At 71.6% G+C, this 13281-nt stretch carries 10 protein-coding genes; 8 read left to right on the forward strand and 2 right to left on the reverse strand.

Annotated elements, in window-relative coordinates:
- The first annotated feature begins 113 nt into the window (after positions 1-113).
- The gene (locus ACF07B_RS29540) at positions 114-731 is read left to right on the forward strand and encodes a hypothetical protein (RefSeq protein ID WP_392181198.1); all 618 of its coding nucleotides are present in this window, start codon (positions 114-116) and stop codon (positions 729-731) included.
- Between the two features lie 114 nt (positions 732-845).
- Here ACF07B_RS29540 and ACF07B_RS29545 read toward each other — a convergent pair whose 3' ends face one another.
- A complete protein-coding gene (locus ACF07B_RS29545; protein WP_392181199.1) occupies positions 846-2672 on the reverse strand; it encodes a coagulation factor 5/8 type domain-containing protein in 1827 nt (608 codons plus the stop codon).
- Positions 2673-3103: 431 nt separating this feature from the next.
- Between ACF07B_RS29545 and ACF07B_RS29550 the strand changes: the two genes are divergently transcribed.
- From ACF07B_RS29550 to ACF07B_RS29570, 5 genes are all read left to right on the forward strand, one after another.
- Positions 3104-4198: a DUF1996 domain-containing protein gene (locus ACF07B_RS29550; RefSeq protein WP_392181200.1), complete on the forward strand. Its 1095-nt coding sequence runs from the start codon at positions 3104-3106 to the stop codon at positions 4196-4198.
- Between the two features lie 107 nt (positions 4199-4305).
- Positions 4306-6054 (forward strand): discoidin domain-containing protein, encoded by a 1749-nt coding sequence (locus ACF07B_RS29555; protein ID WP_392181201.1) that lies wholly within the window; start codon positions 4306-4308, stop codon positions 6052-6054.
- 34 nt (positions 6055-6088) lie between these two features.
- On the forward strand, positions 6089-8551 hold the full coding sequence (locus ACF07B_RS29560; RefSeq protein WP_392181202.1) for a glycoside hydrolase family 3 C-terminal domain-containing protein: 2463 nt from the start codon (positions 6089-6091) through the stop codon (positions 8549-8551).
- Positions 8552-8613: 62 nt separating this feature from the next.
- Positions 8614-9654: a LacI family DNA-binding transcriptional regulator gene (locus ACF07B_RS29565; RefSeq protein ID WP_392181203.1), complete on the forward strand. Its 1041-nt coding sequence runs from the start codon at positions 8614-8616 to the stop codon at positions 9652-9654.
- 343 nt (positions 9655-9997) lie between these two features.
- Positions 9998-10876 (forward strand): universal stress protein, encoded by an 879-nt coding sequence (locus ACF07B_RS29570; protein ID WP_392181204.1) that lies wholly within the window; start codon positions 9998-10000, stop codon positions 10874-10876.
- A gap of 147 nt (positions 10877-11023) precedes the next feature.
- Here the strand turns inward: ACF07B_RS29570 and ACF07B_RS29575 are convergent, their stop codons facing one another.
- Positions 11024-11377 carry a hypothetical protein gene (locus tag ACF07B_RS29575; protein ID WP_369483651.1) on the reverse strand — a complete coding sequence of 118 codons (354 nt, stop codon included), beginning with the start codon at positions 11375-11377 and terminating at the stop codon, positions 11024-11026.
- A 107-nt stretch (positions 11378-11484) separates the two neighbouring features.
- Here ACF07B_RS29575 and ACF07B_RS29580 point away from each other — a divergent pair, with 107 nt between their 5' ends.
- Both ACF07B_RS29580 and ACF07B_RS29585 read left to right on the forward strand, forming a co-directional pair.
- The gene (locus ACF07B_RS29580; protein ID WP_392181219.1) at positions 11485-12150 is read left to right on the forward strand and encodes an NUDIX domain-containing protein; all 666 of its coding nucleotides are present in this window, start codon (positions 11485-11487) and stop codon (positions 12148-12150) included.
- A 72-nt stretch (positions 12151-12222) separates the two neighbouring features.
- Positions 12223-13209, forward strand: a complete 987-nt coding sequence (locus tag ACF07B_RS29585; protein WP_392181205.1) for an aldo/keto reductase — start codon at positions 12223-12225, stop codon at positions 13207-13209.
- Positions 13210-13281: the final 72 nt, after the last annotated feature.

The raw sequence follows: 13281 nt of genomic DNA on the forward strand, positions 1-13281 counted from the left end.
AATGGGCCCCCGTGGTTCGCCGCGGCCGGACGAGGAACGGAGCATGAGGGAGTCCGTACGGCAGGAAGAGGACGAGCCCCCGGTGCCCCGTACGGCAGGAAGAGGCGAGCCCCATGAGCAGACGTTTTCCCCATGGCCGGAGCGGATCACGGCGTGTCGCTGCCCTGTTGTCCGCGATCGCGTGCTGCTCCGTGCTCGTCTCCTGCAGCTCGGACGACGGGGGAGACAGCACTTCGGCCTCCATCACCCCGCCGAACAAGTCCGACTTCACGGGGTCGGCGCCCTCCGCCATCGCCTCGGCGGCCTCGTCGATCATCGCGTCGGCCAGCGAGCGCGCGTCGTCGGCGGCCGCCTCCGTGGAGGCCAGGGCCTCGGAGTTCGCGGCCTCGGTCTCCGCCGACACCGTCCGCGCCGCGGCCACCGCCGAGAAGGAGCTGAAGGACGTCCAGGGCAGCGGCAACGCGACGTCCGACGTCAGCATGAAGGGCGTGCCCACGGCGGAGACCGGCGGGCTGCGTGCCGTGCTCGTCACCATCACCAACACGACCGACAAGACCGCCTCGTACGCCGTGCAGGTCGACTTCAAGAACCCCGACGGCAAGGTCGTGGAGACGAAGTTCGTCGGCAAGGAGAACCTGGAGCCGGGGAAGAAGGCGACGCCGATCGTGATCAGCAGGCAGCCCGCGGAACCCCAGCTCACCGCCGTACTGGTCAAGGCCCAGCGCTACTGACACGGGCGGACGCGGACACGGGCGTCGGCGACGCCCTCGGCCCGGGAAGCCCGTCCCCGACAGGAGGACGGGCTTCCCGGGCCGCGCCGGTGGAAGCCGTGCGGGCGGGAACGGTCAGGGATACGAGACCACGGTGGAGGGCACGGTGGAGGTGCCCGAGGTGGGGGCGCCCGTGTCGTTGATGACGCGCTCGTACTGTCCGTTGCCGCCCAGCGAGACGACCAGCAGGTCGTGGAACTTCACGCCCGGCCTGTTCGGCGCCGCGAAGCCGTGGTGCTGGACGATCGTCGGAGCGACGTTGTAGTAGCAGTAGCTGCCCAGGCCCCAGCCCTCGTGGGTGGTCACGGAGTCGGCGACCTTGTAGGCCGCGTACCCCTTGACGCTCCCGTTCTGGATGGCGGCCTGGTTCGGCGCGTCGTACGCCTTCTCGTTCTGGAAGAAGATCGTGCGGCCCCGCTGGCCGTACCACTGCACGTCGTACTTGTTGAAGTGCTCGACGAAGAGACCCGTGGCCAGGACGTCGTCGCCGTTGACGCGGATGCCGTAGTCCGCCCGGTTGGTCTCCCAGCCGACGCCGGTGCCGTGGTCGGCCCGCCAGACCCAGGTGTGGTCGACGATCGTGTGCCGGCTGTTGACGACCATGCTGGTCGTCGCCTTGCCGGCACCGGCTCCGCCGATGCGCACGAAGACGTCCTGCACGGTGGTGGGATTGGCCGAGTGGTCCGCCGAGGCCCCGGCCGGACCGATCTCCAGGAGCGTCGTGGAGTTGACGGGTCCGGCGTCGACGAGGAAGCCGGCCAGCCGGACGCCGTCCACGTCGGCCGTCCTGAGCACGGTGACGCCGTTGTCCGGGATCAGCGTGGCGTAGCCGAGGCCGAGGACCACGGTGCCCGCGCGGTTCACCTGGATCGGCTGGTTCAGGTGGTAGATCCCCGGTGTCAGCAGCAGATGGAGACCTTGCGTGAGCGCCGCGTTCAGGGTGGCGGCGGTGACACCGGGCTTGGCCACGTAGAACTGGCTGAGCGGCAGGGAGGAGCCGCGCGGGGTTCCGCTGCCCCACGTCGTGCCGCGTGCGTTGGTGCGCTTCTCCGGCAGGAACACCCGGTACTCACCGCCGCTGAGATACAGGAACGGCTTCTCGCGGGACACCGGTGTGGTGTCGAGCGTCGTGTACGGAGGGTTCGGGAAGGACTGGGCGGGGGCGCCCTGGACGCCCGAGAACACCATGTTCCAGACGGCGTTGACCCAGCCGCCCACCGAACTGTCGCGGGTGTACCACTGCTGCTGCGAGTACGGTCCGACCGAGCCGTCGATCCGGCTGTCGGCGATGTATCCGCCGCTGGCCCAGCCGTAGCCGTCGGGCGCCAGGTTGAGGCCGCCCTTGACGTGCATACGACGGAACGGGGCGGCCTGCGCCACCGCCCACCGGTTGGTGCCGTTGACCGGATTCAGGGCGAGATTCTCCGCCGAACGCCAGAAGTTCTGGGTGGCGTTGCCGTTGAACCAGCCGGCGTCGACGGTCACGTCACCGTTGATCGTCGTGTCGTCCGGTGACAGGCCGAGCCCCGCGATCGAGGTGTAGAAGCCGAGCTGGGCGTTGAGCCCGTTGTACGTGCCCGGCTTGAAGAAGAACGCGTAGCGGCCCGTGCCGAACTGCGCCGACTCCTGCTGCCGGAAGATCTGGTCGAGCCTGGCCTGGATCCCCGGCGTCGAGGGATCGAACACGATGACGTTCGGGCCGAGATCACCTCCGCCGGGAAGGGCCGACGGCTGCTGGGCGGGGGAGACGGACTCGGAGGGCGAGGCGGGTACGGCGGACGCCGGTGAGGACAGCGCGAGCAGTCCGGGCGCCGCCGCGCCGGCCGCCATCGCACCGAGGACGGTGCGCCGCGCGACGGGGGAACGGCCGGAGTCCGGGACGTCTGTGGGGGTTGAAGGCATGGGGGGCGACTCTCCTGGTTCAGAAAGTGAACGATGGGAGGTACGGGGGAGCGCTCTCTCGCCGATGCATGCTTCAGCCAGGTGAACGACGCGTCAAGAGTTGTGACCGCAGTCCCGGATGTTGTTGCACGCTGAAGGGGCTACATGGTGTGGATTTGGGTCATTTCATTGGTCTATGGACTCACGTGAAGATCGATGACGGGTTCCGAGTTGTGTTCAAGAGGTGAGCGGACTCGTTGTGGCGTGCTCTTTGGTCAACTCCCTTGACACTCCCGCGTGACCGCCACAACACTCCTCGGCGGGAGAGCGCTCTCCCGTTCCCTCGGCACATGTGATGGACCGTCACGCGGGCGGCCCGGGCGGCACCTTGCTCATCGCCGCTCACGGCCGTCCGGCCCCCACCGCCCCCATCGACGTGGCAGGAGGTCTCCATGGCACGGAGATCGAAGATCGTTTCAGGAATGCTGATGTCCAGCGCGCTGGTGCTGACCACGCTCGGCCTGGCCGGCGTGGCCATGAGCGCCGACCCGGCGGCCGGGCCGGCCGTCTCCGCGGCCGGGTCGACGGCCGTCCACACCGGTCACGTGATGGCCGCCTCGACGCTCGCCTCGCCGGAGGACCCGGACGGCGACGGCTACATCCCGGCGAACCCGCAGGTGACCGGGGTCGTCCCCTCCAAGGCGGAGCCGACGCACCGGTACTTCCACGAGTTCCAGGCGAACTGTTCGGTGTCCCACACCCGGCCGGACGACCCGATCGTCTACCCCGGCCAACCGGGCAAGTCGCACGACCACACCTTCATGGGCAACACCACCACCAACGCGGCCAGCACCACCGCCTCGCTCGACTCCGGCGGGACCACGTGCAGGGCGCCCGGTGACAAGTCGGCCTACTGGATGCCGACCCTGCTCAACGGCAACACACCCGTGCTGCCGGTGGGCCCCCAGGTCATCTACTACAAGGCGGGGGTCACCGACTACACCAGCGTGCGCCCCTTCCCGAAGGGCCTGCGCTTCGTCGTCGGCAGTCCGATGCAGTCGGCGGCCGAGTTCCGCAACCACCGCGGCTTCGTTGAGGGCTGGGAGTGCGGCGACAGCTTCTTCAACGTCGACTTCCCGCAGCAGTGCCCGAACAGGGCCGACGTCCAGCTCAACATCCGCTTCCAGGCGCCCAGTTGCTGGGACGGGAAGTACCTGGACACCCCCAACCACCAGAGTCACATGGCCTATCCGGTGGTCAACCCCGGCACCAACAACAACATCTGCCCGGACGACCACCCGGTCGCGCTGCCGATGATCGAGTTCAAGATGGCCTTCCCGGTCAACGGTGACATGTCACAGGTCAGGCTGGCGAGCGGCGCCGGCCACTCGTTCCACTACGACTTCTTCAACGCGTGGGACGCGCCGACACAGAAGGCGCTCGTCGACCACTGCGTCGTCGGCGGGCTCCAGTGCGACGCCCGCGGCTACGACCAGACGCATCCCGAGGCGGGCGCGGCACTCGACGCGAACTACCGGCTTCCCTGAGGCGGCACCTCCCGCCGGCCGGTACATGGCCCCGGCCGGCGGGACCCCAGGAGCACCCGGTTCACACCCCCTGATCTTCCCCCCACCCGTACACCGGACGGACTCTCATGACCGGATCGCGTACCACCCGGCGCCGTGTCGCGGCGCCTCTCACGGCGGGCCTGCTCGCCGCGGGAGCACTCGTCCTGCCCTCCCAGCCGGCCCAGGCGGCCGGCGGCGTCGTCAAGGTCACCGGCTCGCAGGGCAACTGGCAGCTGACCGTCGACGGAAGCCCGTACCAGATCAAGGGCCTCACCTGGGGGCCCTCCGTCGCCGACGCCGGGCGCTACATGCCCGACCTGAAGTCGATGGGCGTCAACACCGTCCGAACCTGGGGCACCGACGCCTCCAGCAAGACCCTGTTCGACGCGGCGGCGGCCCAGGGCGTCCGGGTGATCGGAGGCTTCTGGCTGCAGCCCGGAGGCGGTCCCGGCAGCGGCGGCTGTGTGAACTATCTGACGGACACCGGCTACAAGAACCAGGTGCTCACCGAGTTCCCCCAATGGGCCGCCACCTACAAGGACAACCCCGGTGTCCTGATGTGGAACGTGGGGAACGAGTCCGTGCTCGGACTCCAGAACTGCTACAACGGCGCCGAACTGGAGCGCCAGCGCGACGCCTACACCACACTCGTGAACGACATCACCAAGAAGATCCACGCCGCCGACCCCAACCACCCCGTCACCTCCACCGACGCGTGGACCGGCGCCTGGCCGTACTACAAGAAGAACGCACCCGACCTGGACCTGTACGCGGTCAACGCCTACAACGCGGTCTGTGACGTCAAGTCGGCCTGGCAGCAAGGTGGTTACACCAAGCCCTACATCGTCACCGAGACCGGGCCCGCGGGCGAGTGGGAGGTGCCGGACGACGCCAACGGCGTCCCCGCCGAACCGGCCGACCGGGCCAAGGCCGACGGCTACACCCGGGCGTGGAACTGCGTCACCGGGCACCAGGGCGTCGCGCTCGGCGCCACGATGTTCCACTACGGGACCGAGTACGACTTCGGCGGCATCTGGTTCAACCTGCTGCCCGCGGGCGACAGGCGGCTCTCGTACTACGCGGTGAAGAAGGCGTACGGCGCGGACACTTCTCGTGACAACACCCCGCCGGTCATCTCCGACCTGACCGTCGAGGGAGACGCGGGCAGGGTGCCCGCCGGGCGCGACCTCACCCTCTCCGTGAAGGCCACGGACCCGAACGGTGATCCGGTCACGTACGAGGTGCTGGACAACAGCATGTACATCGACCAGAGCAAACAGCTGAACCCGCTGCCCTTCACCGACCTCGGCGGCGGCCGGCTCCGGGTCACCGCCCCGGACCGGCCCGGAGTCTGGAAGGTCTACGTCAAGGTCAAGGACGGCAAGGGCAACGTCGGTGTCGAGACCCGGTCCGTACGGGTGGTGCCGCCGACCCCGAGCGGAACGAACCTCGCGCTCGGCCGGCCGGCCACCGCCTCCTCGTTCCAGACCGGCGGCGGCGACTGTCCCTGCACCGCGGCCGGTGCCGTGGACGGCAACCTCAACACCCGCTGGGCCAGCGACTGGAGCGACCCTCAGTGGCTGCGGGTCGACCTTGGTACCCGAACCTCGTTCCGGCATGTGCAACTGGTCTGGGAGACCTCCTACGCCAGGGCCTACACCGTGCAGACCTCGGACGACGGGCAGAACTGGACCACCGTCCGCACGGTCACCGACGGCAACGGCGGCGTCGACGACCTCGATGTCACCGGGGCGGGCCGCTACGTACGGGTGAACGGCACCGCGCGAGGAACCGGATGGGGTTACTCGCTCTACGAGTTCGGCGTCTACAACTGAGTCGAGCACCGATGGGGAGAGCGCTCTCCCGGGAATGAGGCGGCACTTGACGGAGAAGGCGGACGACGAGGTGGAACGCGAGCGGCTCCTCGGCAAACTGACCCTCCGCGAGAAGGTCCGGCTGCTGACCGGTGCGACCACCTGGCGCACCGCGGCCGAACCGGCCCTGGGACTGCGGGAGATGGTCCTGTCGGACGGTCCCGCCGGAGTGCGCGGGCAGTCCTGGGACGAGCGCGACACAGCCCTGCTGCTGCCCTCGGCGTCCGCGCTCGGCGCCCTGTGGGACGAGGAACGGGTGGAGCGTCTCGGCGGGCTGCTCGCCGCCGAGGCGCGCCGCAAGGGTGTCGACGTCGTCCTCGCCCCCACCCTCAACCTCCACCGGACACCCCTCGGCGGGCGGCACTTCGAGTGCTTCTCCGAGGACCCCGAACTGACCGCCCGCACCGGTGCCGCGTTCGTCCGGGGGATCCAGGCGCGCGGAGTGGCGGCCACGGCCAAGCACTACGTGGCCAACGACTCCGAGACCGACCGGCTGACCGTCGACGTGCGGGTGTCCGAACGGGTCCTGCGGGAGGTGTATCTGGCACCGTTCGAGGCGGCCGTCGAGGCCGGCGTCCGGGTCGTCATGGCCGGGTACAACGGCGTCGACGGCACCACGATGACCGCGAGTTCCCTGCTGGACGAACCCCTCAAGGGGGAATGGGGCTTCGCCGGCGTGGTGGTGTCCGACTGGGGCGCGGTGCGGTCCGGGGAACCGGCCGCCCGCGCCGCCCTCGACCTCACCATGCCGGGCCCGGAGAGCGCCTGGGGCGAGGAACTGGTGCGGGCCGTGGAAGAGGGACGCGTCCCGCGCGACGCCGTCGACGACAAGGTGCGGCGGCTGCTCGGGCTCGCCACCGCGTGCGGCGCGCTGGGGGAGCCACCGGAGGACGCCCCGCCCGCCACCGGCCGTAGCGAGGCCCACGCGCTGCTGCGCGGCGCCGCGGCCGCGAGCACCGTCCTGCTGAGCAATCGCGGTGTCCTCCCGCTCGATCCCGCCCGGTTGCGCACCGTCGCGGTGATCGGCGCGCACGCGGCCCTGCCGCGCGTCCAGGGCGGCGGCAGCGCGGGAGTCTTCCCCGGGCGGGTCGTCACTCCGCTGGAGGGGATCCGGGCCGCGCTCGGCGGCGGCGTACGTGTCGTCCATGTGCCCGGCCCCTCGGCCGGCGCGCCCGCGGCACCCCTGACCCCGGACCTGTGCGCCGATCCCGTCACCGGCGATCCCGGTGTCCGGTTGCGCGTGCTCGACGCGGCGGGGCGTGAACGTCTCTCCGAACACCGCCTCGGAGGGCGGCAGTTGGAGCCGCCGCTGCCGCCGGGCGCACACACCGTCGAGATCGCCGCCCTTCTGCTTCCGGGCGTCTCGGGGCTGTGGACCCTCGGAGTCGGCGGGTTCGGGCGCCTGAGCATCACGGTCGACGAACGCGTCGCCCTGAAAGGGGAGTTCGGCAAGGAGACCGACGATCCGGCGGTCGTCCATGTGAACCCGCCCGTCCACGGTACGGCCGTCCGCCTCACCGCGGGACGCGCGGCGCGCGTGGTGGCCCGCCGCGAACTCGCCCCCGACACCGGCCGGGCCACCGTCGTCACCGCGGCCCCGCCACCCCCCGACGACGGTACGGCCCTGGCCGACGCCGTGCGGGCGGCCCGCGACGCGGACGCGACGATCGTGGTCGTCGGCACCACCGAAGACAGCGAGTCCGAGGGACGCGACCGGACGGACCTCGGACTCGGCGGACACCAGGACGAGTTGGTCCGCGCGGTGACCGCCGCCGAACCGCGCACGGTCGTCGTCGTCAACAGCGGCGGACCGGTCGAACTGCCCTGGCGCGCGGCGGCCGGTGCCGTCCTGCTCACCTGGTTCCCCGGCCAGGAGGGCGGCGCGGGCCTCGCCGACGTGCTGTTCGGCCGGGCCGAACCCGGCGGGCGGCTGCCCACGACGTGGCCGGCGACCCTCGCCGACGCGCCGGTCACCCGCACCCGGCCCGAGGACGGACTCCTCGACTACACCGAGGGCCTGCACATCGGCTACCGCGCCTGGGCACGCCACGACCGCGCGCCCGCCTACTGGTTCGGGCACGGACTCGGCTTCACCACCTGGGCGTACGAGGGACTGGGCGTCCCCGACGACATCGTGGCCGGCGAGCCGTTCACCGTGCGGGTCGAGGTACGCAACACGGGCCCCCGGCGCGGACGCGAGGTCGTCCAGGTCTATCTCGCCGGGCCCCCCGGCCCGCCGGACCGCCCGGAACGCTGGCTCGCCGGGTACGCCGCGGTCAGTGCCGAACCGGGCGAGCGGGCGACGGTTTCGGTGCGGATACCGCCCCGGGCGCTGCGCCACTGGGCCGAGGACGAACACGCGTGGCGCACGCGGCCCGGCGCCTACCGGGTGCTCGCCGGCCGCTCCGCGGGCGCCCTCCCGCTGACGGCCACCGCGCTGGTCCGGGCTCCCGGCTGAGCGCCGGGCGGCCGCGGAGAGCGCTCTATCCCGGGGCGGTGCACTGCCGTTAGGGTGCCGCCATGAACAGACAGGCTCCCACGCTGGAGGATGTCGCGCGGGTGGCCGGAGTCTCCCGCGCGACCGTGTCCCGGGTCATCAACGGTGTGCGCAATGTCGACCCCGGAATCCAGGAGGTGGTGCGCCAGGCCATCGAGCGGACCGGATACGCGCCCAACCAGGCCGCCAGATCGCTGGTGACCCGGCGCAGCCAGACCGTGGCGCTGATCGTCTCCGGCGCGGGCGACACCCCGGGGGAACAGCAGAACGCCTTCGCCGCCCGGGTGTTCGCGGACCCCTTCTTCGGACGGGTCGTCAGCGGCGTGGTGGGGTACCTGCGTCCACGCTCGATGCATCCGCTGCTGATGTTCGCCGAATCCGCGGAGACCAGGAGCCAGGTGCTGGCCGACCTCCGGCAGGGCAGCGCGGACGGCGCCCTGGTCGTCTCCACCCACGCCGACGACCCGCTGCCCGCCCTGCTCGCCGACGCGGGTCTGCCCGCCGTCCTCTTCGCCCGGCCCTCCCGCCCCGTGCGGCTCAGCTATGTCGATCTCGCCCACCGCGAGGGGGCACGCCTGGCGGCCGAACACCTGCTGAGCCGGGGGTGCCGGCGGATCGTCACCGTCACCGGGCCGCTCGGCGTCGCCGCGAGCCAGGACCGGCTCGCCGGGTTCCGCGACACGATGGCCCGCAGCGGACACCCGTACGTCCCGGTCGCCGAGGGCGGGTTCACGCTGGACAGCGGCATGGCGGCGATGTCCGGGCTGCTGTCCGATCACCCGGACGTGGACGGGGTGTTCGCCGCCAACGACCTGATGGCCCAGGGCGTGTGCCAGCTGCTGCGGGAGCGGGGCAGGCAGGTGCCCGACGATGTCGCGGTCGTCGGCTTCGACGACTCCAGTGTGGCCGTGACCTGCCGTCCCCCGCTGACCACGGTGCGCCAGCCCGTGGAGGAGATGGCCGCGGCGATGGCCGCCCTCCTCGACGAGCACATCCGGGGCGTCCGCACCGAACCCACGTCACTGATCTTCGACCCGGAACTCGTGGTCCGCGCCTCGGCCTAGGCCGTGTCCGCAGAGTCGCGCCTGCCCGGCGACGCCTGGCACGCACTCTCGCCGCACCGGGCGAAGACCCAAGTACGTCCAGTACGAGGGCCTGCGCCCGGCACGCCGAGAGCACGCACCAGACGCCGCCGGACCCGCCCTCCGGGCGAACGACGCGACTTTGCGGACACGACCTAGGCCCTGTCCGGCAGGCCCGGCCGGGAAACGCGCGCCGCCCGCTCCGGAGCGGGCGGCGCGCGTTTCCTGTCGCGTGTCCGCCGTGCCCGCCGGTGACGGAGACTGGACCGGTCAGGATGGACGAGCACCCGGTCGGGCAGGCGGGCCGGAGACGGAAGGCAGGCGGATGACCCACCCGATCACCGTGGGCGTGGACGGATCACCCGAGAGCAGGGCGGCGCTGGCCTGGGCGGGCCGTGAGGCCGTCCGCCGGGGTGTGGCCCTGCGGGTGGCGTACGCCTGGCACTGGCCGCCGCACGACATGGTCGGCGGTGGTGACCGGGAGGACCAGGCACGCTGGGCCCACCGCATGATCGAGGACGCGGCCCGCACGGTCACCGACCGGCACGCCGGTCTGCCGGTGACGGTCGACGTGATCGACTCCGTCGACGGCGACGTGGTGGAGGCGTTGCTGGGCGTCGCGGCCGACACCGGGACCCTGGTCCTCGGCTCGCGCGGATACGGCGCGTTCGTCGGCTTCCTGCTCGGTTCCGTCGGACAGCGGGTGATCGCCGAGGCGTCCTGCCCCGTGGTCCTGGTGCGTTCGGAGGACCGGCCCGAGGACGAGGCGGGCGGCCGGGAGATCGTCGTAGGGCATCAGGGCGGACCCGAGGACGACGCCGGTCTGCGTTTCGCGTTCGAGACCGCGGCGGCGCGGGGCGCGGCGCTGCGGGCCGTACGGGCGTGGAGCCTGCCGCCGGTGTTCGCCTACAGTCCCGGTTCGCTGAAGTTGCTCGACGAGGCCGGCGGCCTGGAGCCGTACGAGAGGAAGGCGTTGGCCGAGGCGCTCCAGCCGTGGCGCGAACGCTTTCCCGACGTGTCCGTCACCCAGCACATCGAGATGGGCAGCGCGGGACAGGTGCTGCTCTCCCTGTCCGACCGGGCCCAGTTGCTGGTCGTCGGCCGCAGGGCCGAACGCTCCGCGGTGGGCGCCCGGATCGGTTCGGTGGCCCACGCGGTGATGCATCACGCGCCCTGCCCGGTGGCGGTCGTTCCGCACGACTGACCCGGCGCCCGGCGGCCGGACCCCGCCGCGGGCTCCTCCGGTCGAGAGCCGGCCGGGGGAGCCCGGACCGAGGCAGGCCGGGTGCGCGTCGAGCGGGACCGGTGACGCGGGGCGAGGCGGGAGGACGCGCCCCCGGCCGGACAGGGGTTAGGCGTTGTCGGCCCGGGACATGCGCAGAGCGAGATCCTGGAGCAGATCGGCCGTCGAGACGTCGGTGCGCCCGGAGTCGTGGAGGTCGGCGAGCTCGGAGAAGAGGAACGCGAAGGCGCCCACCAGCGAGATGGCGGCGGGCAGGTAGGCGTCCGCGACCGCCTGCCCGGCCTCCGCGGGGCCCGCGTCACCGGGCACCTCGACACGCGGGAACACCTCGGTGACGAGAGCACCCAGGTTGTTCTCGGCCGATTCGACTCCGTCCTCCTCGTCCTGGGCGATCCTGCGCACCATGGCGTTGGTCTCGGTGAGCACGCCGATGGCGCGCAGGATGATCTCCGTCTGTTCCATGCCGTGAGCCTAGACGGGCGAAGCCCCGCTGTGACCAGGACCTTGGTCTCGGGATGGTAGACAAGGTCCATGAACGACAACTCCCGCGCCCGCCGGGCCCGCGCGCGATGACCGCCGGCATCGACACCCCCGACCGCCGGGGCCGCACCGGACTCGACCGGACGGGCCGCGACCTGACCGGCAACCCCCGGGTCAGGATCCGCGACGTGCACCTCCTGTCCTGCCACTGGTACGTGGAACGCAGCACCACCTTCGACCTCCAGCTCGCCGACGGGACCTGGAGCACCCAGGAGCGCGAGACCCACGACCGCGGCAACGGAGCCACCCTCCTGCTGTACGACACCGAGCGGGAAACCGTCCTGCTGACCAGGCAGTTCCGCTATCCCGTCTATGTGAACGGGCACCCGGACGGCATGCTGGTCGAGACACCCGGCGGCCTCCTCGACGAGGAGGACGAGCACCCCGAGCACGCCGTACGGCGCGAGGTCATCGAGGAGACCGGGCACACCGTCGGCGCGGTGGAGCACGTCTTCGACGTCTACATGAGCCCGGGTTCGGTCACCGAACGGGTGAGCTTCTACGCCGCCTCCTACGGCCCGTCCACCCGCACCCACGAGGGCGGCGGACTGGAAGAGGAGGGCGAGGACATCGAGACGGTCGAACTGCCCTTCCGCGAGGCCCTGTCGATGATCCGCACCGGGGAGATCGCGGACGCCAAGACGATCATGCTGTTGCAGTGGGCCGCCCTGGAGGGGCCCTTCGCCAAGGCTTGACCTCAAGAGCGCTCCAACAGCCAGACTCCCGTTCGGGCCCGGGGACTTCGGGCCCCGACGGGAGGGAACACCATGCGCTACCGCACGATCGGCACGGACCCGGAGACCCGCCGCGAGGTGAGTGTGCTCGCGCTCGGCGCGATGCTGTTCGGCTCGCTGACCGACGAGAAGACGTCGTTCGCCGTACTGGACCGCTATGTCGAGGCCGGCGGCAACTTCATCGACACCTCGGACAACTACGCCTTCTGGACCGACGGAAGCCAGGGCGGCCAGAGCGAGGAACTGCTCGGACGCTGGCGGCGCAGCCGGGGCGCCGGCGACGGGATCGTCCTCGCGACCAAACTCGGCGCCCGCCCGCTGGCCCCGGGGACCGGCTACGTCGACAACCCCGAGGGCCTGTCGGCCAAGGTGATCCGCGAGGCCTCGGAACGGAGCCGGGAACGCCTCGGCGTCGAGAGGATCGACCTCCTGTACGCCCACATAGAGGACCGCGCCGTCGCACCGGGCGAGACCGTCGAGGCGTTCGCCGAACTCGTCGTGGAGGGCAGCGTCGGACTGCTCGGGGTGAGCAACCACGCCGTCTGGCGGGTGGAGCGGGCCCGCTCCCTCGCCGCCGCGGCCGGACTGCCCGGCTACGAGGTCCTCCAGTACCACCACAGCCTGCTGCGCCCGCGCTCCGACGTACCCAGCGGGCTCTTCCCCGAGGGCGGCCTCGGCGCCGCGACCGGTGAACTCCTCAGTTACCTGGGGGCGGAGCCCGAGCTGACCCTGGTCGCGTACTCGCCGCTGCTGGGCGGTGCCTACGGACGCCGGGACAAGCCGCTGCCGTCCGACTACGTCCACCCGGGGAACACCGCCCGGCTCACCGTGCTCAAGGAGGTGGCGAAGGAGACGGGGGCGACGCTCAACCAGGTCGTGCTGGCCTGGCAGATGGGCGGCGAGCTGCCGGTGATCCCGCTGGCCGGCGCCTCCTCGGTGGCCCAGCTGGAGGAGAACCTGGCCGCGGTGGACCTGGACCTCACCCCGGACCAGCGGGCCCGCCTGGACACGGCCCACTGACTCCTGTCAGGCCCACGGACTCCTGCCGGCCTGCTGACTCCTGCCGGGCCGACCGACTCCTGCCGGGCCGAC

The organism is Streptomyces sp. NPDC015532 (assembly GCF_043078065.1).
Classification (GTDB): Bacteria; Actinomycetota; Actinomycetes; order Streptomycetales; family Streptomycetaceae; genus Streptomyces.